The following is a 22850-nucleotide window of genomic DNA, read 5'->3' as shown; positions in this document are numbered from 1 at the left end:
AGGAGCCGCGCAGGGCCTTCGACGTCGGTCCCGGCGAAGAACTCAACCGTCGCTGGGCCCTGTCGCAGGAGCTCAGCCGGGGCATTCTTCGCGAACAGCAGGTGGAGGTACCGCTGCTCCCCGCGGTGCTCGACGACGACGGTGCGCATCGGCCGGCCAGACACGTTGCGCTGCTTGGCCACGGCCTCGCCGCGCAGCGTCAGGGACACCGCACCTCGCGCGGCCCGGCCCCAGGCGCCGCGGTTCCGCGCGCCACGCCTGACCTCTGCGAAGAAGAGGAACAGCGCGATGGCGGCCGCGAACCCACCCACAAGGAGGAACGGCAGCGACGCTTCGAGGCCGTCCGGGGAGAACGCCTGGACGATGAAACCCAGGAAGACGAGGAACACCAGGGGAAGGACCAGGGGAACGATGCCGCGTGACCCGGCCCTGCGGGCGGCCCGGAAGCCGGGATCGGAGATCATCCGCCGAGGTTAATCTCCACTTCGCCCCCTGCGCACGTAAAGGCGCATCTAAAGCCGCACGTGAGGAGGCTCCGGCGGCTCAGCCCAGCGTCAGCGTGACCGGGGTCCCCGGGCCCTTTGTCGGGGGCTCCTTGGCGACCTCGGCGTAAGCGGCGGCCAGCAGGGTCGGGTCGGGGCCTTCGAGGCGGACCGGCTTGGCGACGTCGTCCAGCACGACGAACCGCAGCAGGTCGCCGCGCGTCTTCTTGTCGCGGCGCATCGCAGCCAGGAGCTGGTCCCAGCGGTCGCCGCGGTAGTGCACCGGCAGTCCCAGGGAGTCCAGCAGGGAACGGTGCCGGTCGGCGACGTCGTCGGGCAGCTTGCCTGCCATCCGGGCCAGCTCCGCGGCGAAGATCATCCCCACGCTCACCGCGGCGCCGTGCCGCCACTGGTAACGCTCGACCAGCTCGATCGCGTGGCCCAGCGTGTGCCCGTAGTTCAGGATCTCCCGCAGGCCGGCCTCCTTGAGGTCCTCGCCGACCACGTCGGCCTTGACCCGGACCGACCGCTCGACGAGCTCGGCCACCACTGCCCAGGTCTCGTCCGAGGCGTCCGCGCCGGCCCAGTTCCGCAGCTCGTCGACGTGCGCCTCGACCAGGTCGAGGATCACCGGGTCCGCGATGAAGCCCGTCTTGACGACCTCAGCCAGGCCCGCCACGAGGTCCCACTTGTCGAGCGACGCGAGCGACGCCAGGTCGCACAGCACACCTGCCGGCGGGTGGAACGCCCCCACGAGGTTCTTGCCCTCGGACGTGTTGATGCCCGTCTTGCCACCCACCGCGGCGTCGACCATGGCCAGCAGCGTGGTCGGCACGTGCACCACGCGGATCCCGCGCAGCCAGGTCGCGGCCACAAAACCCGCGAGGTCCGTGGTGGCACCCCCGCCGACGCCGACTATCGCGTCCGAGCGCGTGAAGTCCAGCTGCCCCAGCAGTCCCCAGAGGAACGCGGCGACCTGTGGCGTCTTGGCCGACTCGGCGTCAGGCACCTCCGCCACGAACGCCTCGTAGCCCGAGGCCTTCAGGTCCTCCGCGATGATGTCGGCCGTCGCGGACAGCGCGGCCGGGTGGACCACCATGACCTTGCGGGCCGCGCCGATCAGCGACGGCAGCTCGCCCAGCAGGTGGCGGCCGATCACTACGTCATAGGGGGCGTCGCCCCGCACGGTGATCCGTACGGGTGCGCTGTCGGTGCTCACGTCGTGCTCTCCTCTGTGCTCTCTTCCTTGCCCACCACTGTGCCCGCTTCTGTACCCACGCCGATGCCCATGTCGGTGCCCATGTCGGTGCCCGCGGTCCGCTTCGGGTCCACCAGCTCCCCGACCACCAGCTCGAGTTTCAGCGCCTCGATGATCTCGGCCGCCACCTGCTCCCCAGGTCGCTCGCTCGACACGATGGTCAGGGTCGCGAGCCGCTCGTAGGTGGGACGCCGCTCGGTCATCAGCTTCTGCCACTGCGCGCGGGGGTTGCCGAGCAGCAGCGGCCGGGCCTGGTTCATGCCGACCCGCTGCGCGGCGACCGCCAGCGGCACGTCCAGGAACACGACGTGACCGCCGCCCGCGGCGTACTTCTCGAGCGCTTCCTGGGTCGTGGGGTTCATGACGGCGCCCCCACCGAGCGACAGCACACCGTCGTGCTCCGCGAGGGCCGCGAGCACGGCCTCGCGTTCGAGCTCGCGGAACCGGGGCTCGCCGTCGTCCACGAAGATGTCGCTGACGGGCTTGCCCGCCCTCGTCTCGATGTCCGCGTCCGTGTCCCGGACCGTCAGACCGAGCCCGGCGGCCAGCGTGCGGCCCACCTTGGACTTGCCGGAACCGGGCGGCCCGATCATGACGGCGACCGGACCAGCACCCGTCGAGCCGCTCACTGCAGCAGCTCCGGGATCGCCGCGAGGTACGACTCCACGTTGCGCCGCACCTCGGCCACGGAGTCGCCACCGAACTTCTCGACGGCGGCCTCCGCCAGCGTGAGCGCGACCATCGCCTCCGCGACGACGGCGGCGGGCGGCACCGCGCACACGTCGGACCGCTGGTGGTGAGCCGTGACGGGCTCGCCGGTTGCGGTGTCGACGGTCGGCAGCGCGCGGGGCACCGTCGAGATCGGCTTCATCGCGGCGCGCACCCGCACGATCTCGCCGTTCGACATGCCGCCCTCGATGCCGCCGGCGCGGTTGGTGGTGCGGCGGATCCGGCCCGGCACGGCCACTCCATCGGCAACACCTCCGGCGCCCGTCCCTGCCCTGGCCTCGCGGACGATCTCGTCGTGGGCCTCCGTGCCGCGGCGGCGCGCGGTACGGAACCCGTCCCCGACCTCCACGCCCTTGATCGCCTGGATGCCCATGAGGGCGGCGGCCAGGCGTGCGTCGAGCCTGCGGTCGCCCTGCACGTAGGTGCCGAGGCCGGACGGCACGCCGTAGGCGAGCACCTCGACCACACCGCCGAGGGTGTCGCCGTCCTTCTTGGCCAGGTCGATCTCCTCGATCATCAGCTTGGCGGACGCGGCGTCGAGGCAGCGCACCGGGTCGGCGTCCAGCGTGGCGGCGTCGTCCGGCGTCGGCAGCGCCGCGTCGTCGGGCACCGCCGCCCCGCCGATGGCGACCACGTGCGACACGAGCCGCACGCCGAGCGCCTGCTCCAGGAACTTGGCGGCGGCCACACCCAGCGCGACGCGGGCCGCGGTCTCGCGGGCCGACGCGCGCTCCAGCACGGGCCGCGCGTCCTCGAAGCCGTACTTGCGCATGCCGATCAGGTCGGCGTGCCCGGGACGCGGGCGGGTCAGCGGCCGGTTGCGGGCCACCTCGCGCTCGTCGCCGGTACCGGCGTCTACCAGGAGCGCCTCCGGCGGCACCGGGTCGGCCGACATGACCTCGGTCCACTTGGGCCACTCCGTGTTGGCGATCTCGATCGCGAGCGGCCCGCCCTGCGTGAGCCCGTGGCGCAGCCCGCCGAGCACCCGCACCTCGTCCTGCTCGAACTTCATGCGCGCGCCGCGCCCGTACCCGAGCCGGCGGCGCGCGAGGGCGGCCTGGATGTCCGACGTCGTCAGCTCCACCCCGGCGGGCAGACCCTCCATCAAACCCACCAGAGCAGGGCCGTGGGACTCACCCGATGTCAACCAACGAAGCATGCTCGGATTGTTTCACGCGCGTGACCTACCCGGCGCCCGCTGTCCACAGGCAGCCGGCCGAGCAGCCGGCCGACCGTCAGCCCAGCGCCGCCTGGAGGGCTTCGTCCATAGCGGTCAGCGGCGCCGGGCGACCCGTCATCAGGCGCACCTGCTCCGCCGCCTGGTGCAGCAGCATGCGCTCGCCGCCTATCGCTTCGGCGCCCAAGGCGGCCCACGCGGACTGCAGCGCCGTCGGCCGGGGGTCGTAGATGACGTCGAGCAGGACACCGGCGGGCTGGTCGGCGGCTGCGCTGGGCGAGCCCGTCAGCCGTTCGGTCAGGAGAGCCGCCCAGATGTCCGAGGCGTACTTCGGCGTCGTCGAGACGACGGCGTCCGCGCTCACCAGGGCCGACGTCGTCGCCTTGTCGTCGAACACCTCGAACGACGGCGTCACTCCCATGCGCGCCACGGCCTCGCGCAGCGGGTCGATCCGGTCCAGCGACCGCACGAAGACCCGCGGTGAGGTGCAGCCCAGCTCCGCGACCGACGCGAGGGCCGACGCCGCGGTCGCTCCCCCGCCCAGGATCACGGCGTCCGACACCCGGCGTGTCCCGAGGCCCTCGCGCAGGGCCGCGACGATGCCGTGCACGTCGGTGTTGGTGCCGATCGTGGTCACCGCACCACCAGCCGCACCACCGACCGCCCCACCAACAGCAGAGAACAGCACTGTGTTCACCGCCCCCACCGCCTGAGCGAGCGGGTCCACGTGGTCGAGCAGGCCGATGACCACCTGCTTGAGCGGCATGGTCAGGCTCAGGCCAGCCCAGCCAGGGCCGGCGTCGTGCAAGAAGCCCGCCAGGGCGTCCTGCGTGACGTCGTGCACGCCGTACTCCCAGCCCTCCAGGCCGAGGGCCCGGTAGGCCGCGGTGTGCAGCACGGGCGACAGCGAGTGCGCGACCGGGTGCCCCAGCACGGCGGCGCGGCGGACCGTGGCCGTGGTCGGCGCGATGCCAGTGGTCGTGTCTGCGGTGCTCATCCGTACCCGTTCGCCGCTGCCCAGGTCTGGTACTCCGCCCGGAAGACCAGGAACTCGTCGTAGCTGTCGGTGAATCTCGTCTCCTGGGTGTCCAGGTTGACGGTCACGTACCACCGCCAGGGGCCTTCCGGCGGGTTCAGGACCGCCTCCACCGAGGCCCGGCTCGGCGCGCCGATGGCGGTCGGCGGCAGCCCCCGGACCACCCGGGACGCGTACGGGAACGACCGGTCCTGGAACTCCTCGGAGGTGATCTGGTGCGACGGCTTGTTGCGCCCGTAGGAGTCGATGGCGTCCAGACCGAGCGGCTCGTTGGCCGCGAGCCGGTTCTCGATCACCCGGGCGACCTCGCCCCGGTAGTCGTCCGGCGCCTCCCGCTCGACCAGCGACGCCTTGATGATGAGGTCGTTCCGGGCCTCGGCCGGCACACCGAGGTCGTTGAGCTCGCTCACCGTCTCGGCCACCATCTGCCGGAACGCGTCCACCGCACTCACCGTATCGGGCGTCGCGTCGTAGGTGCTCGCCGCCAGCCAGCCCTCCAGGTGCCCGCCGGCCTCGGCCGGCAGGCCGAGCGCCTGCGGGTCCGCGACGGCGGCGTTCACGTCCGCCTCGGGCCAGCCCTGCTCGACCATCGACGCCTGGATCTGCGCCACCGTGTATCCCTCGACGACCGTCAGGCCGCCACGGACCACGTCGTTCGACGCCAGCAGCTCGACCGCCGCCGCCGCGCTCATCTGCAGCCGCATGACATGCGTGCCGGGCTGGATCGCGGCGGCGTCCGGGTTGGCGTTGAACGCCCGGACAAAGGCGTCGGAACTGGCCACCACGTCGAGCTCCACGAGCTCCGCGCCGATCGAGTACCCGGTGGCCCCCTCGGGCACCTCGACCTCGACGTCGTCCCCGCCGGCGCCCGCATAGTCGGCCGCAGCCAGCGGAGTGCGCAGGCCGAACAGGTAACCGCCGTTCCGGATGGTCCACGCGCCGAGCCCGAGGACGATCACCAGCACCGCCACCACGGCGATGATCAGGGGCCGCGCCGAACGACCGCTCCCCCGGCTGCGGTAGACCTCATGCTGCCCCCTGCGCCCGCGAGAGCCGCTGGCGTGCCGCGGTGGCCCCTGATAGTCCACTCCCGGGAGGGCCTCGGTCACTCTCGCTCCATCCTCTGTGCTGCCTGGGTCTCGGGGCGACCCACGCCTGTTCTCACCTGGGCGTACGCGTCGCCGTCGTTGTCACGATCGCATCACAGCCCGGGTGCCGCGAACGCTACCCCGACCGGCACGCTCCGGGCCAACTCCCCCCGACTCGCACCGCGAACCATCGCAGAACCGTCGAGAACCTTTTTCACCTGCCCGTTCAGCTGTTGGCTGCCTGCCACTCGAGCAGCTCCTGCACGTACTCCTGGTGCTGCTCGTACGTCTCGGCGAACTTGGTCTCGCCCGTGTCCAGGTTGACCGTTACCCAGTACTTCCAGTCGCCGGCGGTGGGGTTCAGCGCAGCGTCGATGGAGACCTCACCCGGGTTCGCGATCGGGCCGGGCGGCAGCCCGGTGTGCTCGTACGTGTTGTAGGGGTTCTCCGCGTTGTCGAGGTCGGCGTCGGTCAGCTCCGTGCCCGGCTTGCCGGCACCGTAGGCGACCGCCGAGTCGATCTGGAGGGCCATGCTGTCCTCCAGCCGGTTCTCGATCGCCCGCGCGATCTTGGGCTTGTCCTCCGCGTGGAGGCCCTCGCGCTCCACCAGGGACGCCTTGGTCAGCACCGTCTCCCAGTCGGCGGGGGGTACGTTCTTCCCGTTGAGCAGACCCTTGGTGCGGTCCACCATCTGGGTCAGCAGCCCGACGGCGGTGTCGTTCGGCTTCACCACGTACGTGTCGGGGAACAGCCAGCCCTCGGCGCGGCCGTCGGCCTCCTCGGGCACCCCGATCTCCGCCGGGCTCTCCAGGGCCGCCTCGAAGTCCGCAGCGGGCAGACCGGTGACCTGCACGGCGCGCTCGACGATCTGGTCGGCCGTGTAGCCCTCGGGAATGGTGAGCTGCAGCTCCGCCATCTCGTTCTTCACGAGCAGGGCGACGGCGTCCCGTGCGGGCATCTCCTCCAGCATGGTGTGGGTGCCCGGCCGGATCAGCACCGAGTCCGCGTTGGCCTCGAACGCCGCGGTGAACGCCGACACGCTGGCGACCACTCCGGCGTCGTACAGCTCCTGCCCCATGGCCGTACCGGTCGCGCCCTCGGGGATCTCGACGTCGATCTGGTCACCGCCGGGGCCGGGGAAGTCCTTGGACTCGACCGGGTTGCTGATGCCCATCAGGGAGTCCAGGTTGGTCCACACCGCAAAACCCGAGCCGCCGACCAGGACGAGCGCGACCAGCAGGACGACGAGCGAGCGTCCACGCTTGCTCCGTCGGCGACGGCGCTGCCCGCTCCGGCTCGATCTACGCTCAGGAAATGCCGGGTCTTCCTGGCCGCGCGGGGGCGCTGTGAAGAGGTCCGTCACCGGAGACTCACTGTCCTTAGTCGGGGGGCAACTGGTTGAGGCACGCAGGTCAGCTACTCGTGCGTGTCGTGCACGGTCCGCGCCTCGACGAGCTCGCCGGCGCGCTCCCCCTTCGCCCGCTCCGCGTCGAGTGCGGATTGCAGAATGATAACGGCTGCAGCCTGATCGATCACGGACCTGTGCTTCTTCGTTTTCCGGCCCGCCGCGTGGAGAGCCTGATGGGCTGAGACGGTGGTCATCCGTTCATCCACCAGACGAACCTGTGCGCGCTCCCCCGCCGTCGCGAGCGCGACGACCAGCCGGTCCGCGAAAGCCCGCGCGTCAGCGGTGGCCGCGCCCTCCTTCCCGGACAGGTGCCGGGGCAGTCCCACGTAGACGACGACGGCGAAGCGTTCTACGGCCTCGGCGACGATCCGGGCGACGTCTGCGGTGGTGCCCTTTGCGCTCTTGCCGGGGCCCGCGAGCACCCGCGGCACGGTCTCCACCGGGGTGGCAACCAGGCCGTCGGGGTCGCTCGCGGCCAGCCCGATCCGGGCCATGCCGACGTCGATCCCGAGCCGGGCCCCGCGAGGGAGGCCCGGCTCGGATTCGGTGACAGGTTCGACCACAGGCTCGACCACCGGCGTCAGGCGCCGACGGCGGCCAGGCGCACGCTCTCGGCGATGCCGGCCAGCGCCTCGCCCAGCTTGGCCGGGTCGGTGCCGCCGCCCTGGGCGAGGTCCGGCTTGCCACCACCGCCGCCGCCGAGGGTCTGAGCGGCCGTGCGCACGAGGTCGCCGGCCTTGTAACCAGCGGCGCGTGCGGCGGCGTTGGTCACGACGACGACCACGGGGCGCCCGCCCGACACGGCGCCAGCGGCAGCCACCACCGGCTCGGCCTCGCCCAGCCGCGAGCGCACGTCGAGCACGAGGGCGCGCAGGTCGTCGGCCTGGGCCTCGCCGGCGTCGTGCGCGATGACGCGGACGTCGCCCACGCGCGGGGCCTCGGCGGCGAGCTTGCCGGCCGTGGCCAGGAGCTGGCCCTGCCGCATCGCGGCGAGCTCCTTCTCGGCCTCCTTGAGGCGCGACACGAGCGAGCCCACGCGCTCGTGGAGCTCGTCCGGGCGCGCGTTGAGCAGGCCCGTGAGCTGACCCACCAGGGCGTGCTCCTTGGCCTGGAAGCCGTACGCGCCGTCCCCTACGAGGGCGTCCACGCGGCGCACGCCCGAGCCGATCGACGACTCGCCCAGCAGCGTGACCCGGCCGAGCTGGCCGGTCTGCTTCACGTGGGTGCCCGCGCACAGCTCACGCGACCAGTCGTCGCCGATCGAGACGACGCGCACGACGTCGCCGTACTTCTCACCGAACAGCGCCATGGCACCGGCGGCGCGAGCCTCGGCGATCGGCATGAGCTGGTCGGTCACCTCGAGGTTGTCGGCCAGCCGCACGTTCACCCGCTCCTCGATCTCCGTCAGGGTCGCCGCCGAGACGGCCGACGGCGAGCGGAAGTCGAAGCGGATGCGGCTCGGGGCGTTCTCCGAGCCGGCCTGGGTGCGGTCCTGGCCCACGAGCTCGTGCAGGGCCTTGTGGATCATGTGCGTGGCCGAGTGCGCGCGGCTGATGGCCTTGCGGCGGGCCGTGTCGATCTGCGCGGTGCCCGGGTCGCCCAGCGCCACGGTGCCCTCGATGAGGCGGCCGCGGTGCACGCTCAGGCCCTTGATGGGGCGCTGCACGTCGTCGACCTCGATGGTCGCGCCGCCGTCGAGCACGATGGTGCCGTGGTCGGCGAGCTGGCCGCCGGCCTCGGCATAGAACGGCGTGCGGTCCAGGACCACCTCGATCTCGGCCGGGGCGGTGACGGCCGGGGCGGGCACGCCTCCGGTCAGCAGGCCGGTCACGCGCACGGAGGCGTCCGTCTGCGTGTAGCCGAGGAACTCGGGGGGCGCCGTCAGCTCCTTCTCCAGGGCCGCGTAGGCGGCGACGTCGGCCCCGCCGGTGCGCTTGGCGAGCGCGTCGGCGCGGGCGCGGGTGCGCTGCTCCTGCATCAGCGAGCGGAAGGCCCGCTCGTCGACCTGCACGCCCTGCTCGGCGGCCATCTCGAGGGTCAGGTCGATCGGGAAACCATAGGTGTCGTGCAGCTGGAAGGCGGCGTCGCCCGGCAGCACCAGGTCCCCGTCCCCACCCTGGCGCTTCAGGTTGGCCACTGCCGTGTCCAGGATCGTGGTGCCCGAGGCCAGGGTGCGCCGGAAGGCCTCTTCCTCGGCGTAGGCGACGGCCGAGATCTGCTCGAAGTTCGTGCCGAGCTCCGGGTAGGACGGGGCCATGGCGTCCTTCGAGACGGGCAGCAGCGACGGCAGCGCGAGGCCGTCCACGCCAAGCAGGCGCATCGCCCGCACGGAGCGGCGCAGCAGCCGGCGCAGCACGTAGCCGCGGCCCTCGTTCGAGGGGCGCACGCCGTCGCCGATGATCATCAGGGCGGAGCGGACGTGGTCGGCCACGACGCGCATGCGCACGTCGTCCTCGTGGTTCTCGCCGTACTTCTTGCCGCTCAGCTTCTGGGCGGCCTCGATGACGGGGAAGACCTCGTCGATCTCGTACATGTTGTCCTTGCCCTGCAGCAGGAAGGCAACCCGTTCGAGACCCATGCCGGTGTCGATGTTCTTCTTGGCCAGCTCACCGACGATCCGGAACTCTTCCTTCGACTTCACGTCGTCGATGGCGTACTGCATGAACACGAGGTTCCAGATCTCGACGAACCGGTCGCCACCCTCGTCGATCAGCGGGCCGCCGTCGGGACCGTAGGCGGCGCCGCGGTCCCAGAAGATCTCCGAGCACGGGCCGGCCGGGCCGGGCTGGCCGGTGGACCAGTAGTTGTCCTTCTTGCCGAGGCCCTGGATGCGCTCGTCGGGCAGGCCGACGATGTCCTTCCACAGCTGCCGGGCCTCGTCGTCCTCGTGGTAGACGGTGACCCACAGCTTGTCGGGGTCGATGCCGAGCTTGCCGTCGTCCAGCGAGCCCGTCAGGAAGTCCCAGGCGAACCGGATGGCGTCGGCCTTGAAGTAGTCGCCGAACGAGAAGTTGCCGTTCATCTGGAAGAACGTGCCGTGGCGCGTCGTCTTGCCGACGTCCTCGATGTCGAGGGTGCGCACGCACTTCTGCACGCTCGTGGCGCGTGCCCACGGCGGCGTCTGCTGCGCCGTCATGTAGGGGATGAACGGCACCATGCCCGCGATGGTGAAGAGCGTCGACGGGTCCGGGGAGATCAGCGACGCAGACGGCACCACCGCGTGACCCTGAGCTTCGAAGTAGTCGAGCCAACGCTTGCGGATCTCGGCGGTGCGCATGAGGTCAGTGATCTTTCTTCTCGGTCGTGCGGAGCTGTAGTGCGGGGCAGAGGTTGCGTCACGTGAGACGTCCACGTGACCGCATGACTATTCTGCCGCCGGAAGCACGGCAGACGGAAACTGAAAGATCGCTACCGCTGGTGGCTAGCGCGGGTCGCGCGGCAGCTCGCCTCGCAGGGAGGCCATGAGCTCGGCCTCGCGCTCGGCGCGGGCCACGGAGAACTCCGTCCGGAACGTGTGCACGGCGCTGTTCAGGCGCGCACCCGCGTCGTCGACCGCGGCGGCGGCACGCTCGCTCACCGCTTCCGGGGTGTAGCGCGCGACGACCTGGCGGCCCTTGCGGATGACGACGACGGTGACGGCCACCCCCACGCCGATCCAGAACAGCCGGCGGATCATGCCCCGGCCCCGGTGGCGTCCGCCGTCGGATCGGTGTGCTTGCCCGAGCGGCCCTTGGCCTGGCCGAACGCCTGGCGCACTCCATAGGAGAACGCGGCGACCTTGACGAGCGGGCGGCCCAGCGTGGCCGCGTAGAGACCCGTCAGCGCGGACACGTTCTCGCTGACCGACGCCGCGGACGTCGTGATCGTGTCGACCTTGACGAGCTGCGTGTTGGCGGACGCGACGGTGCTCGCGGCCTCGTCGAGGATCGGCACCGAGTGCTCGGTGACGTCACGGACGCTTATCCGCGCCTCGTCGAGGAGCTTCCCCAGCTTCCACAGGGGAACGGCGAGAAATCCCACCAGCAGCACGAACGCGATCGCCGCGATCAGTCCCGCCACGTCGCCGAGGTCGCCGAGGGTCATGCGTTTAGCTCCTACGTTGGATGGGGCCGCTGGATGGGTCCGCTGGATGGTCTGCTGCTGGTCGGCACAAACGTCTGCCGGGGAAACGTTCGTCACCTTATCCCGGACGCCGCCGAGGTCGCCGCCCGGGCCGCGCTGTCGTCGAAGCGGTGAGAACGGGGTTGTGTGCGCTCGGGACCCGTTTCGGTGACACAACCCCGTTCTCGTCGGCGCCCTGGCCCAAGAGAGGGAAGCACACAGCCCCGTCCACGCCGGAGCGTGAACGGGGCCGGAGCGGGTGCCGAGCGGGCTCGGCACCAGAGATCAGCTAAAGATCAGCGAGCGTAGAACTCGACGACCATCTGCACGTCGCAGGTCACGGGGACCTCGACACGCTTCGGCTGGCGGGTCAGCGTGACCGACAGCTTCTCGAGCTGGACGTCGAGGTAGCCCGGCAGGGTCGGCAGCACGTCGCGGTGCGCACCGGCGGCGGCGACCTGGAACGGCACGGTGGCCTGGCTCTTCGGCTTGACCTGGATGGTCTGGCCCGGCTTCACGCGGAACGACGGGCGGTCCACGATCTTGCCGTCCACGAGGATGTGGCGGTGCGTCACGTGCTGACGCGCCTGCAGGATGGTGCGGCCGAACCCGGCGCGCAGCACCACGGAGTCGAGACGCGTCTCGAGGTCCTCGACCATGACCTCACCGGTCAGGCCGGCCTGCTTGCGGGCGTTCTCGTACACCTTGAGGAGCTGCTTCTCCTTGAGCATGTACTGGGCGCGCAGCCGCTGCTTCTCGCGCAGACGCACCGCGTAGTCCGACTCGGTGCGACGACGGGCACGACCGTGCTCGCCGGGCGGGTAGGGGCGCTTCTCGAAGTGCTTGACGGCCTTGGGCGTGAGCGCGAGGCCCAGCTTGCGGCTCAGGCGCACCTGACGGCGCGCACGGGTCACAGAAGTCACTGTGATTTCCTGTCCTGTAGTAAGTGAAGGTCACACCCGGACACGGCTCTCCCAAGAGAGACCACATCGGGTGCGGGACCAGCCGATGGAACGAGTCGATCTGATCAGAGTTGGAATCACTGACCGGATCAGCACGCTCACGGGGCCGAGGTCCCAGGGGCTGCCATAGGCAACCTGTCCATCTTAACGCACGTCAGGACTTCGGCCCGCCGTGGATCTCGTCACTCCTGAAGCACCGTCATTCCCGAGCACCGTCACTTCTGCGCCTCGTCGCCGCCGAGGATCCCGCGGATGCGCTCCAGCCGCTCGGAGACCTGCCGCTCGTAACCATGGTCGGTCGGGTCGTAGTAGCGCGCGCCCGCCAGCACGTCCGGCAGGTACTGCTGCGGCGCGACGCCGTGCGGCCAGTCGTGCGCGTACCGGTAGCCGTCGCCGTGGCCCAGCTGTTTCGCGCCCGAGTAGTGCGCGTCCCGCAGGTGCGACGGCACGGTCCCGATGCGCCCGGCACGCACGTCCGCGAGCGCCGCGTCGATGCCGAGGTAGGCGGCGTTCGACTTGGGCGCGGTGGCCAGGTGCACGACCGCCTCGGCCAGGATGATGCGCCCCTCGGGCATGCCGATGAGCTGCACCGCCTGCGCGGCGGCGACGGCGGTCTGCAGGGCGGACGGGTCGGCCAGGCCGACGTCCTCAGCCGCGGAGATGACCAGCCGCCGGGCGATGAACCGCGGGTCCTCGCCTGCGGCCACCATGCGGGCGAGGTAGTGCAGCGATGCGTCGACGTCGGACCCGCGGATGGACTTGATGAACGCGGAGATGACGTCGTAGTGCTGGTCTCCGTCGCGGTCGTAGCGGACCGCGGCGACGTCGACGGCACGCTCGACGTCGGCGAGACCGATGCGTGGCAGGACGTCCTCGCCTGCCGTGTCGGTGGCGACGTCGTCCGACAGCACCGCGCCCGCTGCGGCCTCCAGGATGGTGAGCGCCTTGCGGGCGTCTCCGCCGGAGAGCCGCAGGAGGTGGTCGGTCGCCTCGTCGTCGAGCTCGACCGAGCCGCCGAGGCCGCGCTCGTCGGCCACGGCGCGCAGCACGAGCTCGCGCACGTCCTCCGTCTCCAGCGGCTTGAGGGTGAGCAGCAGCGAGCGGGACAGGAGCGGGGAGTTCACGGAGAAGCTGGGGTTCTCGGTGGTCGCTGCCACGAGGGTGACCCAGCGGTTCTCGACGCTGGGCAGCAGCGCGTCCTGCTGGGACTTGGAGAAGCGGTGCACCTCGTCGACAAACAGCACCGTCTCGTCGCCGCCGGTGGCGAGCCTGCGCCGGGCGTCCTCGACCACCTGGCGCACGTCCTTCACGCCGGCGGTCACCGCACTCAGCTCCACGAAGCGGCGCCCGGACACCGTGGCGACCAGGTAGGCGAGCGTGGTCTTGCCGGTGCCGGGCGGTCCCCAGAGGATCACCGACGACGGCGCGGCGCGGCCGCCCGCCCCCGGTTCGATGAGCCGCCGCAGCGGTGAGCCAGGGACCAGGAGGTGCTCCTGCCCGGCAATCTCGTCAATCGAGGCCGGGCGCATGCGCACGGCAAGGGGCGACGACGCCCGCGCGGCCGGGGTACCCACCGCGTCGGTCGTCGCGGCCTCGAACAGATCCACCATGCCCCCAGCCTACGGACGCACACTGACACCCTGGTCGGCGGACTTCGACTCAGCGGGCTCCGCCTCAGCGGGCTCCGCCTCAGCGGGCCACGGCTCGTTGGGCGTACGGGGGTCGTCGGGCAGGAGCGTGCCGACCCAGGCGTCCCGGCGCACGCCGCGCTGCAGCCCGTGCCTGCGCAGCGTGGCCTCCACGCGGAAGCCGAGGCGCCACGCCACGCGGCGCGACGCCCAGTTGCCGACGTAGGCCACCCAGCTCACCACCGACAGCCCGAGCCCGTCGGGGTCGAGCGCCCAGTCGACGACCAGCCGGGACGCCGCCGTGCACAGCCCCTGGCCGCGGGCGTCCGCGGCGATCCAGTAGCCGAGCTCCCCGGCGCGCTCCTCCCCCGGACGCCCCTCGCACGTGAGCCCGACCATGCCGATCAGCGGCCCGTCGGCGTCGCCCGGTGCCCGGACTGCCCAGGTGTACACCGAGCCCTTGGCCCACCCCTCGGCGACGTGGTAGCGCACAAATCCCTCGGCGTGCCGGCGCTCGTACGGCACCGGCACCACCGTCCACTCCGCGACTGCGGGGTCCTGGCAGGCCGTCGTGATCGCGTCGACGTCCGCGAACGTGGGGACGGACAGGCGGACTTCTTCCGTGGCCAGGACGAACGGTTCCATCCCTCGATGGTGCCACAGAAACAGGTCGCGACCTGCAGTTTTACTACTTTTCGACGTCGTTCCCGACGCCGGCGGGCGGGCCGGTATCGTCGGCCGCGGACCCGGCGCCGTCGTCGTCCTCAGTAGCGACCGGGGCGGGACGAGTGCGCAGCGTGCTGAACACCGCCCAGGCCACCGCGATGAGCGGGACCGCGATGATCGCACCGAGGATGCCGCCCACCACCGTGCCGCAGGTCACACCCAGCGCGACGACGACGGGGTGCAACGAGACCTGCTTGCCCATGATGAGCGGCTGGAGCACGTGTCCCTCGAGCTGGCCGATGCCCGCGATCCCGAGCGTGACGATCAGCGCGGTGAGCACGCCGTCCGCCGCGAGCGCCACGACCGCCGCGATGATCATGGCCAGCGGCGCGCCGATGAGCGGGATGAACGTACCGATGAAGACCAGCACGGCCAGCGGCGCCGATAGCGGGACGCCGAGGATGGTCAGGAAGATGCCCGCCAGGATGCCGTTGGTGATCGCGACGAGCACGATGCCGCGGGTGTAGCCGGAGAACGTGTACCAGCCGGCGCCCGCGACGGCGTCCCACCGTGCGCGGGTGCGGGTGGGTACCTGGTTCATGAACCAGCGCCACATCGAGGCGCCCGACGCGACGAAGAAGATGGTGCAGAAGATCGCGAGCACCACCACGGCCACGCCCTCGACGATCGAGCCCGCGCTCTCGGCCGCCGTGCCCAGGAGCGCCTCGGCGTTCTGCTGGATCCAGGCGGCGGCGTCGTCGATCCACTGGTCGCGCGCGTCGAGTGCGACGTCGACGGGCAGCGGGCTGTTCTCGATGAGGCTGACGATCTGGTCGATGCCGGTGTTGAACTCCCCGGCGAGCCGTTCCCACTGGCCCGCCACGGACACGACGACGTAGGTGACCAGGCCGCCGACCACGAGCAGGCCGGACAGGATGGCGGCGGCCGTCGCCAGGGGGCGGGGCATGACGCGCGCGTAGAGGCCGGTCAGCGGGTTGAGCACCGCGCTGAAGACCAGGGCGAGGAACACCGCGACGAAGACGATCAGGACCTGCGTGACCGCCCAGAACACCAGAGCGATCCCCGCGACGAGCACGATGAGGCGCCACGACCATCCGGCGGCCGTGCGCAGCCACGGCGGCGGCGCGGGATCGCGCGGCGCCGGACCGTAGTGCAGCACGGGGGCCGGATGCGGGGCGGAGCTGTGTGTTGCGGGGTTGTGTGGTGCGACGTCGGGCACCGATTCAGTCTGCCTCATGGGCGGGCGCCACGCCCCGTGCCGCGCCCTGTGACTGCGACTGGGCCAGCGCCGTCTTGCGCAGGTTGCTGAACACCGCCCAGGTCACGGCGGTCAGCGGCACGGCGACGACGGCGCCGAGCAGTCCGCCCAGCACCGATCCGCCGGCGACCACGAGCGCCATCACCACGGGGTGCAGCGAGACCTGCTTGCCGGTGATCAGCGGCTGCAGCACGTTCGCGTCGATCTGGGCGATCACCACCATGCCGATCAGCACCACCAGCGCCAGCACCGGGCCCTGCGTGGCCAGGGCGACGAGCGCGCTGACCACGATGGCGGCGACGGGCCCGATCATCGGGACGAACGCCCCCAGGAACACCACCACAGACAGGGGCAGCGCCAGCGGCACACCCACGACGGTCAGGAAGATCCCGGCCAGCAGGCCGTCGGACAGCGCGACGAAGAACATGCCACGCGTGAACCCGGAGAACGAGGACCAGCCGGCGCTCGCTGCGCTCTGCCAGCGGTCGTGCCGGTCGGCGGGGACCATGGACAGCGCCCAGCGCCACATGCGGCTGCCCTGGGTCAGGAAGAACACGGTGCAGAAGATCGCGAGGACGACGGCGGTCGCGCCCTCGGCGATGGTGCCCGCGCTCTGCGCGGCGGTGCCGACGTAGTTGCCGGCGTTCGACTGGAGCCAGGCGCCACCGTCGCGCAGCCAGTCGCCGGGTGTGCCCAGGCCCGCGAGGAGCGGGATGTCGGTGACGAGGCGCGCGAGGTCCGTGAGACCGGTGCCGAACTCCGTGGCGAGCTCCTCCCACCGGCTCACCACCGAAGACACCACGTAGGTGACCAACGCGCCGACGGCGAGCACCGCGGTCAGCAGGGACGCCGCCATGGCCAGCCCACGCGGCATCACCCGGTCGTAGAGCTCGCCGAGCGGCAGCAGGACGGCGGTGAAGACCAGGGCGAGGAACAGCGCGACGAACACAAGCTGGACCAGGCTCACCACGTAGAACACCAGGGCCACGGCGAGCCCTATACCGACCAGCTTCCAGGCCAGGTCACCGGTGGAGCGGATCCACGGGGCACCGAAGCCGCTCGGCTGGGCGGGCTGCTGAGCGGGCTGCTGGCCGGGCTCCTGGGCAATCGACGGCCCGGTCGCCTGCGGGGTGGTCGGCGCCTGCGCCGCTGTGGTCGGCGCTACCGCCGGGGCGTCAGCCGTCATCGCCATGCTCCTCATTTTGTTTTGGGCGAATTGTCCAAGCGGAAGGTAGCGGTACGCCGCTTCTCTCGACAACTTTTCATGTGCGGACCGACCATCCCGGACCGTAGTTTGGCGGGATGAAGATCCTGGTGACCGGCGCAACGGGAAACATCGGCCGAATGGTCGTGGACCATCTGCTCGCCGGAGGCGCTGACGACGTGCGAGCCCTCACCATCAACCCCGCCAAGGCGCAGCTGCCCGACAGCGTGGAGGTCGCCCGCGGCTACCTCGGCCGGCCCGAGACACTCCCGGCGGCGTTCGCCGGGGTCGAGCGGCTGTACCTGGCCCCGGTCCTGGGGACGGTGACCGACGTCGTCCGGCTGGCGCGGGAGGCGGGCGTGCGGCACATCGTCGACCTCTCGGGTGACGAGACCACCGACTGGCAGCCGATCGCGCAGGCCGTCGAGGCGTCCGGGCTCGCATGGACCCACCTGTACGCCGGGGAGTTCGTCGAGAACACGACGGTCTGGGCCGACCAGGTCCGGACCACGGGAGAGGTGCGGGAGCCGTATCCGGAGGCGGCGAACGCTCCGGTCGCCATGGACGACATCGCCCGGGTGGCCGCGGCGGTGCTGCTCGGGAACGGGCCGCTCGGGGACAACCACGAGGGCCGCGTGCACACCGTGACCGGCCCCGAGACGATGACGCGCGCGGAGCGCGCCCGGCGGCTCGGCCAGGTCCTCGGCCGCGAGGTGGTCTTCAAGCAGGTCTCGCTCGACGAGGCCACGGCGGTGCTGGAGCCGGCCATGGGCGAGTACGCCGGGTGGTACCTAGAAGGGTTCGCCTGGATGGTCGAGAGCCCGCAGGTCGCCACCACCACCGTCATGGACGTGACCGGGGCTCCCGCGACGACCTTCGAGCAGTGGGCCGCGGCGAACGCCGACGCCTTCCGCTGACGGCCGCCTCACTCCCCCACGCGACCCAGGTCACACCGTTTTCAATTCGGAGCCGACCCGACCTGCGTGCTATGTTTTTCCCGCACCGGAACGGCGGAAACGCCGGGATCGGTCCACCTGTCCGGGTGGCGGAATGGCAGACGCGCTAGCTTGAGGTGCTAGTGCCCTTTAACGGGCGTGGGGGTTCAAGTCCCCCTCCGGACACGTTTCTCGTCACGTCCCCTCGAATCACCGAGGGTGGCGTGACGAAGTCGTTTCTGGGCCCGGTCAAGGATGACCCTGGCACCAGATGAGCGCAGCGCTGGACGACCGTCGCCCCACTGGTCTCGCACCTGGTCTCACACCTGGTCTCGCATCGTGAGAAGTTCCAGGGAACCCTCGTCAGGCTTCGAGCCGCCACCTATGTTCCGCGGCATGTCCGAGCACGCACACCGAAGCCTCCCGTTCGAGGCCGCCTACCTGTTGCGCGCGCCGAACCCGGAACCACGGCGCGCCTGTCCGGGTCTGACCTGTCCGGGGCTCTGCCACTGACCCCGCGTCACTGACCCCGCCCGGTCGACCCCACCCGCAACCGCCGAACCCGACCCGCACCGGTCCGCGCCGCAGCCGACCGCCCTGCACCTGCCTCGGGTATCGCACCCCGTACGCGTCCCCGCCAGCCTCACCCCACGCGTCCCCTCCAGCACAGCCCTGACCGTCGGACCTCACGATCCGGGAAGGGCTGCCTCGCCGTACCCGGAACACGACGATCGGACGACCCATGCCCACCAGCACACCCTCCAGCACTCGACGAACCAAGACTCAACCAACCAAGCCTCGACCGGCCAAGGCACGGCCGGCCAAGGCACTCGCAGCCGCCGCGACCGCCGCGGCCGTCGTACTGCTCGCCTCCGGCTGCGCCGCCGGTGCTCAGGCCGAGGAGGGTGGCGGGCTCGCCCTTGATGCCGCCCTGCCCACCGAGGTCCCGGCCGGCACAACTCTGGTGATCGGTGACCCGACCACCCAGAAGGCGTTCGAGCTCGCCGGCGACGAGATCGACTCGGACTTCGACTTCGAGATCGAGTGGGCCAACATCTCCGGCGGCCCGCAGACCATCGAGGCGTTCAACGCGGACGCCCTGGACATCGGTGCGGTCGCCGAGATCCCGGCGATCCACGCCACCTGGACCGGACTCGGCGTGCAGATCTACGCCTCCCAGTACCGGCAGGACTGGCAGGAGCGCCCGGTCTACGAGCTCGCGGGCGCGCCCGGCATCGAGCTGGACGACCTGTCCGACCTGCGCGGCAAGAGGATCGCGTTCAGCCCCGGCCAGGCGCAGGGAGCGCTCGTCCTGAAGGCGCTGGAGGCAGCGGGGCTCACGCAGGACGACGTCGAGCTGATCGAGCTGCCCTCCACCGGCGATGTCTACCCGACGGCGCTCGCCGCGGGCGAGATCGACGTCGCCCCCGTCGGCGGTGTCGCGCTGGTGCGGTACCTCGACTCGTACGCGGCCGACGGCGCGACGTCGCTCCGGCACGGCCTGCGGGACGACCCCAGCCACCTCTACGGCCCGACCTCCGTGGTGCAGGACCCGGCCAAGGCGGCCGCGCTGCGCCAGTACGTCGCCGCGTGGGCGCAGGCCCGGGTTTGGATCTACGAGAACCCGGAGATCTGGAAGGCCGGGTACTACATCGAGGACCAGGGGCTGTCGGAGCAGGACGCGCAGTACCTCATCGACACGGCCGCCCGGCCCGAGATCCCCTCGGACCTCACCGACGGGATCGAACGCACGCAGGAGACCGTCGACCTCCTCGCCGCCGAGCTCGACCGGCCCGTGCTGCAGGCCGCGGACCTCTTCGACGAGCGGTTCGGCCCGATCGCCGGCGACGCAGCCGAGCAGGCCTGGAGCACCTCGTGACCGCCGTCGCCCAGGAGGTGGCGACGACGGCTGCCCCGGAGCGGGTCACCAGCGCTGCCGACGTGCGACCCACGACCCGTCGGCTCGGCCTGGGCAAACCGCTCCCCCTGGCCGCCGGCCTCGGCATCGGCCTGCTCGTGGCGATCTGGGCCGCGGGATCGGCCACCGGGCTGATCGACCCGCGCGTCCTCACCCCGCCGTGGACGGTGCTGACCACCGGCGTCGAGCTCACGGTGGACGGCGACCTGCCCGGCCACCTCTGGGTCTCGCTGACCCGCGCCGCTCTCGGGCTCACCTTCGGCGTCGCGGCGGGTGTCGCCCTCGCGCTGGCCTCCGGCCTGAGCCGGCTCGGCGACGCGCTGCTGGACGGACCGATCCAGGTCAAGCGCGCGATCCCCAACCTGGCACTCCTGCCGCTGCTCATCCTGTGGTTCGGGATCGACGAGGAGATGAAGGTCATCACCATCGCGCTGGGCGTCTTCATCCCGATCTACCTCCACACGCACAACGGGCTGCGCTCGATCGACAAGCGGTACGTCGAGCTCGCCGAGACGTTACGGCTGGGTCGGCACCAGTTCGTCACCCGTGTGGTGCTGCCGGGTGCACTGCCCGGTTTCCTGCTGGGCCTGCGCTTCGCGGTGACCGGCTCGCTGCTCGCGCTCGTCGTCGTCGAGCAGGTCAACGGCACCGCCGGGATCGGCTACATGATGGAGCTCGCGCGCACCTACGGGCAGACGGAGGTCATCCTCGTCGGCCTCGTCGTCTACGGCGTCCTCGGCTTCACCGCCGACTGGTCCGTCCGCCTGCTGCAGAGAAAGGCACTGTCATGGCGACGCACGCTGGAGGACTGACCCAGACAGGACCGACCGCGAGCGCCGCACGGCGGCACGACGACGGCGGTCCCGCCCGCCCCGCCGTCGTCGTACGGGACCTGGTGCGGACCTACGGGACGCCGGCCGGGGTGCTCAAGGGCCTCGACCTGGAGATCGCCGACGGCGAGTTCGTCGCGATCCTCGGGCGGTCCGGGTCCGGCAAGAGCACGCTGCTGCGAGCGCTCGCCGGCCTGGACCACGACGTGACGGGCTCCGGGCGGATCCAGGTGCCGCGCAACGTGTCGGTGGTGTTCCAGGACTCCCGGCTGCTGCCTTGGGCGCGCGTGCTGGACAACGTAGTGCTGGGCCACGACGCCGCACCGGCCCAGGCACGCGACGCCGGCCGCGCGGCGCTGGCCGAGGTAGGGCTCGCCGGGCGCGAGCGCGCCTGGCCGAACGAGCTCTCGGGCGGCGAGCAGCAGCGGGTGTCGCTGGCCCGGTCGCTCGCCCGCAGCCCCGAGCTGCTGCTGGCCGACGAGCCGTTCGGCGCGCTCGACGCGCTGACCCGGCTGCGGATGCACGACCTGCTGCGCGACCTGCTGCGGCGCCACCGCCCGACCGTCCTGATGGTCACCCACGACGTGGACGAAGCGATAGTGCTGGCCGACCGGGTGGTCGTCCTGGACGCGGGGCGCATCGTGCTCGAGCGCCGTACCCCGCCCGGCAACCCATCCGGCGTCACGCACGACGCCGTCGGGCACGACCCGCACCGCACGCTGCGTGCCGAGCTGCTCGGCGCGCTCGGCCTGGACCGGAAGGACACCCCATGACCAACCACCGTCCCGGAAAGCTCAACCTCAACGCGTTCCTCATGAGCAGCGGCCACCACGAGGCGTCCTGGCGGCTGCCGGAGAGCGGCCCGGACGCCACCGGCCACGACATCGCCCACCTGCGCCGCCTGGCGCAGATCGCCGAGGCGGGCAGGCTCGACTCCATCTTCTTCGCGGACAGCCCGGGCCTCTTCGGCGACGTCGGACGACGGCCCGCGGGCACCCTCGACCCGCTCATCGTGCTCACGGCCATCGCGGCGGTCACCGAGCGGATCGGGCTCATCGCCACGGCGTCGACCACCTACAACTCCCCGTACAACCTGGCCCGGCGGTTCGCCTCGATCGACCACGTCTCGGCGGGCCGTGCCGGCTGGAACGTGGTGACGACGGCGGGCCCGGACGTCGCCCGGAACTTCGGCCTGGACGACCAGCCCGCGCACGCCGTGCGCTACGAGCGGGCGGCGGAGTTTCTCGACGTCGCGGTCAAGCTCTGGGACTCGTGGGAGGACGACGCGATAGTCGCCGACAAGGCCTCGGGCGTCTGGGCGGACGCCGCCAAGGTCCACCCGCCGCAGCACGTGGGGCAGCACTTCTCGGTAGCGGGGGCGCTCAACGTGCCCCGGTCGCCGCAGGGGCGGCCGCTGATCGTGCAGGCCGGTTCGTCCGAGGACGGCAGGGGCCTGGCGGCCCGGTACGCCGAGGCAGTGTTCACCGCACACCAGACGCTCGCCGACGCCCAGGTGTTCTACCGGGACCTCAAGGCGCGAGCCGTGGCCGTCGGGCGGGACGCGGACAGCGTGCGCATCCTGCCGGGAATCGTGCCGGTGATCGGCGCGACCGCGGCCGAGGCTCAGGAGAAGGAGCGTGAGCTCGACGAGCTCATCCAGCCCGAGTACGCGCAGCGCCAGCTCGCCCGCACGCTGCGGCTCGATCCGGAGGACCTGCCGCTGGACCGCGAGCTGCCGGACGACCTGCCCGACGAGGACCAGATCGAGGGAGCGAAGAGCCGCTACACACTCATCGTGGAGCTGGCGCGGCGGGAACGGCTGACGGTCCGGCAGCTCATCGGCCGGCTCGGCGGAGGGCGTGGGCACCGCACCTTCGCGGGCACCCCGGAGCAGGTAGCCGACGCGCTCCAGGAGTGGTACGACGCCGAGGCGGCCGACGGCTTCAACATCATGCCCGCCGCGCTGCCGTCCGGGCTGGAGCAGTTCACCACGCACGTGCTCCCGATCCTCCGGGACCGCGGGCTGTTCCGGCACGACTACGAGGGCACCACCCTGCGTGACCACTACGGCCTGGCCCGGCCGGCGAACCAGTACACGACGGCGCGGCACACACCTGCTGAGTACACGACGACCGCGGTGGGAGCCTGA

21 protein-coding genes and 1 tRNA gene are annotated in these 22850 nt (G+C 71.5%); 7 read left to right on the top strand and 15 right to left on the bottom strand.

The features are described 5' to 3' along the window. Positions 1-125 precede the first annotated feature (125 nt). The gene (locus tag AB1046_RS03955) at positions 126-422 is read left to right on the top strand and encodes a hypothetical protein (RefSeq protein WP_369372541.1); all 297 of its coding nucleotides are present in this window, start codon (positions 126-128) and stop codon (positions 420-422) included. 121 nt (positions 423-543) lie between these two features. Here AB1046_RS03955 and aroB read toward each other — a convergent pair whose 3' ends face one another. The 15 genes from aroB to AB1046_RS03880 form a co-directional block, all read right to left on the bottom strand. Next, positions 544-1701, bottom strand: coding sequence for a 3-dehydroquinate synthase (aroB, locus tag AB1046_RS03950; protein ID WP_369372539.1), 1158 nt, complete (start codon positions 1699-1701; stop codon positions 544-546). Next, on the bottom strand, positions 1698-2369 hold the full coding sequence (locus AB1046_RS03945) for a shikimate kinase (RefSeq protein WP_369372537.1): 672 nt from the start codon (positions 2367-2369) through the stop codon (positions 1698-1700). Before AB1046_RS03945 ends, aroB begins: the two co-directional genes overlap by 4 nt. Then, entirely contained in the window at positions 2366-3628 is a 1263-nt protein-coding gene (gene aroC / locus AB1046_RS03940) for a chorismate synthase (protein WP_369372535.1), read from the bottom strand. The genes AB1046_RS03945 and aroC overlap by 4 nt, the downstream gene beginning before the upstream one ends. A 76-nt stretch (positions 3629-3704) precedes the next feature. Then, entirely contained in the window at positions 3705-4643 is a 939-nt protein-coding gene (locus AB1046_RS03935) for a shikimate dehydrogenase (protein ID WP_369372533.1), read from the bottom strand. Continuing rightward, positions 4640-5791: an endolytic transglycosylase MltG gene (gene mltG / locus AB1046_RS03930; protein WP_369372531.1), complete on the bottom strand. Its 1152-nt coding sequence runs from the start codon at positions 5789-5791 to the stop codon at positions 4640-4642. The genes AB1046_RS03935 and mltG (AB1046_RS03930) overlap by 4 nt, the downstream gene beginning before the upstream one ends. A gap of 205 nt (positions 5792-5996) precedes the next feature. Then, positions 5997-7133: an endolytic transglycosylase MltG gene (gene mltG / locus AB1046_RS03925; protein ID WP_369372529.1), complete on the bottom strand. Its 1137-nt coding sequence runs from the start codon at positions 7131-7133 to the stop codon at positions 5997-5999. Between the two features lie 53 nt (positions 7134-7186). Further along, complete coding sequence (gene ruvX / locus AB1046_RS03920) at positions 7187-7672, bottom strand: Holliday junction resolvase RuvX (protein ID WP_369375562.1); 486 nt, start codon at positions 7670-7672, stop codon at positions 7187-7189. Between the two features lie 86 nt (positions 7673-7758). Next, positions 7759-10455, bottom strand: coding sequence for an alanine--tRNA ligase (alaS, locus tag AB1046_RS03915; protein WP_369372527.1), 2697 nt, complete (start codon positions 10453-10455; stop codon positions 7759-7761). A gap of 144 nt (positions 10456-10599) precedes the next feature. Next, entirely contained in the window at positions 10600-10854 is a 255-nt protein-coding gene (locus AB1046_RS03910) for a hypothetical protein (RefSeq protein WP_369372525.1), read from the bottom strand. Continuing rightward, the gene (locus tag AB1046_RS03905; protein ID WP_369372523.1) at positions 10851-11261 is read right to left on the bottom strand and encodes a DUF948 domain-containing protein; all 411 of its coding nucleotides are present in this window, start codon (positions 11259-11261) and stop codon (positions 10851-10853) included. The genes AB1046_RS03910 and AB1046_RS03905 overlap by 4 nt, the downstream gene beginning before the upstream one ends. 314 nt (positions 11262-11575) lie before the next feature. Beyond that, a complete protein-coding gene (gene rpsD, locus AB1046_RS03900; protein WP_369372521.1) occupies positions 11576-12202 on the bottom strand; it encodes a 30S ribosomal protein S4 in 627 nt (208 codons plus the stop codon). Between the two features lie 254 nt (positions 12203-12456). Beyond that, positions 12457-13848, bottom strand: a complete 1392-nt coding sequence (locus AB1046_RS03895; protein ID WP_369375560.1) for a replication-associated recombination protein A — start codon at positions 13846-13848, stop codon at positions 12457-12459. A gap of 12 nt (positions 13849-13860) precedes the next feature. Further along, on the bottom strand, positions 13861-14514 hold the full coding sequence (locus AB1046_RS03890; RefSeq protein ID WP_369372519.1) for a GNAT family N-acetyltransferase: 654 nt from the start codon (positions 14512-14514) through the stop codon (positions 13861-13863). Between the two features lie 43 nt (positions 14515-14557). Then, positions 14558-15793 (bottom strand): AI-2E family transporter, encoded by a 1236-nt coding sequence (locus tag AB1046_RS03885; protein WP_369372517.1) that lies wholly within the window; start codon positions 15791-15793, stop codon positions 14558-14560. Next, positions 15780-17000: an AI-2E family transporter gene (locus tag AB1046_RS03880; protein ID WP_369372515.1), complete on the bottom strand. Its 1221-nt coding sequence runs from the start codon at positions 16998-17000 to the stop codon at positions 15780-15782. The genes AB1046_RS03885 and AB1046_RS03880 overlap by 14 nt, the downstream gene beginning before the upstream one ends. Positions 17001-17116: 116 nt before the next feature. Here AB1046_RS03880 and AB1046_RS03875 point away from each other — a divergent pair, with 116 nt between their 5' ends. The 6 genes from AB1046_RS03875 to AB1046_RS03850 all read left to right on the top strand — a co-directional run bounded on the left by AB1046_RS03875 (position 17117) and on the right by AB1046_RS03850 (position 22850). After that, the gene (locus AB1046_RS03875; RefSeq protein WP_369372513.1) at positions 17117-17935 is read left to right on the top strand and encodes an NAD(P)H-binding protein; all 819 of its coding nucleotides are present in this window, start codon (positions 17117-17119) and stop codon (positions 17933-17935) included. Between the two features lie 119 nt (positions 17936-18054). Next, positions 18055-18139 (top strand) — tRNA-Leu (locus tag AB1046_RS03870). Between the two features lie 556 nt (positions 18140-18695). Further along, complete coding sequence (locus AB1046_RS03865) at positions 18696-19832, top strand: ABC transporter substrate-binding protein (protein WP_369372511.1); 1137 nt, start codon at positions 18696-18698, stop codon at positions 19830-19832. Further along, positions 19829-20683 carry an ABC transporter permease gene (locus AB1046_RS03860; protein WP_369372509.1) on the top strand — a complete coding sequence of 285 codons (855 nt, stop codon included), beginning with the start codon at positions 19829-19831 and terminating at the stop codon, positions 20681-20683. Before AB1046_RS03865 ends, AB1046_RS03860 begins: the two co-directional genes overlap by 4 nt. Next, on the top strand, positions 20659-21474 hold the full coding sequence (locus tag AB1046_RS03855) for an ABC transporter ATP-binding protein (protein ID WP_369372507.1): 816 nt from the start codon (positions 20659-20661) through the stop codon (positions 21472-21474). Before AB1046_RS03860 ends, AB1046_RS03855 begins: the two co-directional genes overlap by 25 nt. Then, complete coding sequence (locus AB1046_RS03850; RefSeq protein ID WP_369372505.1) at positions 21471-22850, top strand: LLM class flavin-dependent oxidoreductase; 1380 nt, start codon at positions 21471-21473, stop codon at positions 22848-22850. The genes AB1046_RS03855 and AB1046_RS03850 overlap by 4 nt, the downstream gene beginning before the upstream one ends.

This window comes from Promicromonospora sp. Populi (assembly GCF_041081105.1).
In the GTDB taxonomy this organism is placed as follows: Bacteria; Actinomycetota; Actinomycetes; order Actinomycetales; family Cellulomonadaceae; genus Promicromonospora.
The sequence above is the reverse complement of the archived record's forward strand: the minus strand, read 5'-3'. Positions and strand labels throughout refer to the sequence as shown.

What these genes read in the sequence shown, in the direction of transcription:
- AB1046_RS03910 (WP_369372525.1), bottom strand. Translation starts at nt 10,854, where the DNA reads ATGATCCGCCGGCTGTTCTGGATCGGCGTGGGGGTGGCCGTCACCGTC.
- alaS (WP_369372527.1), bottom strand. Translation starts at nt 10,455, where the DNA reads ATGCGCACCGCCGAGATCCGCAAGCGTTGGCTCGACTACTTCGAAGCT.
- ruvX (WP_369375562.1), bottom strand. Translation starts at nt 7,672, where the DNA reads ATGGCCCGGATCGGGCTGGCCGCGAGCGACCCCGACGGCCTGGTTGCC.
- AB1046_RS03935 (WP_369372533.1), bottom strand. Translation starts at nt 4,643, where the DNA reads ATGAGCACCGCAGACACGACCACTGGCATCGCGCCGACCACGGCCACG.
- AB1046_RS03865 (WP_369372511.1), top strand. Translation starts at nt 18,696, where the DNA reads ATGCCCACCAGCACACCCTCCAGCACTCGACGAACCAAGACTCAACCA.
- AB1046_RS03890 (WP_369372519.1), bottom strand. Translation starts at nt 14,514, where the DNA reads ATGGAACCGTTCGTCCTGGCCACGGAAGAAGTCCGCCTGTCCGTCCCC.
- AB1046_RS03885 (WP_369372517.1), bottom strand. Translation starts at nt 15,793, where the DNA reads ATGAGGCAGACTGAATCGGTGCCCGACGTCGCACCACACAACCCCGCA.
- AB1046_RS03875 (WP_369372513.1), top strand. Translation starts at nt 17,117, where the DNA reads ATGAAGATCCTGGTGACCGGCGCAACGGGAAACATCGGCCGAATGGTC.
- AB1046_RS03905 (WP_369372523.1), bottom strand. Translation starts at nt 11,261, where the DNA reads ATGACCCTCGGCGACCTCGGCGACGTGGCGGGACTGATCGCGGCGATC.
- AB1046_RS03855 (WP_369372507.1), top strand. Translation starts at nt 20,659, where the DNA reads ATGGCGACGCACGCTGGAGGACTGACCCAGACAGGACCGACCGCGAGC.
- AB1046_RS03850 (WP_369372505.1), top strand. Translation starts at nt 21,471, where the DNA reads ATGACCAACCACCGTCCCGGAAAGCTCAACCTCAACGCGTTCCTCATG.
- AB1046_RS03880 (WP_369372515.1), bottom strand. Translation starts at nt 17,000, where the DNA reads ATGACGGCTGACGCCCCGGCGGTAGCGCCGACCACAGCGGCGCAGGCG.
- aroC (WP_369372535.1), bottom strand. Translation starts at nt 3,628, where the DNA reads ATGCTTCGTTGGTTGACATCGGGTGAGTCCCACGGCCCTGCTCTGGTG.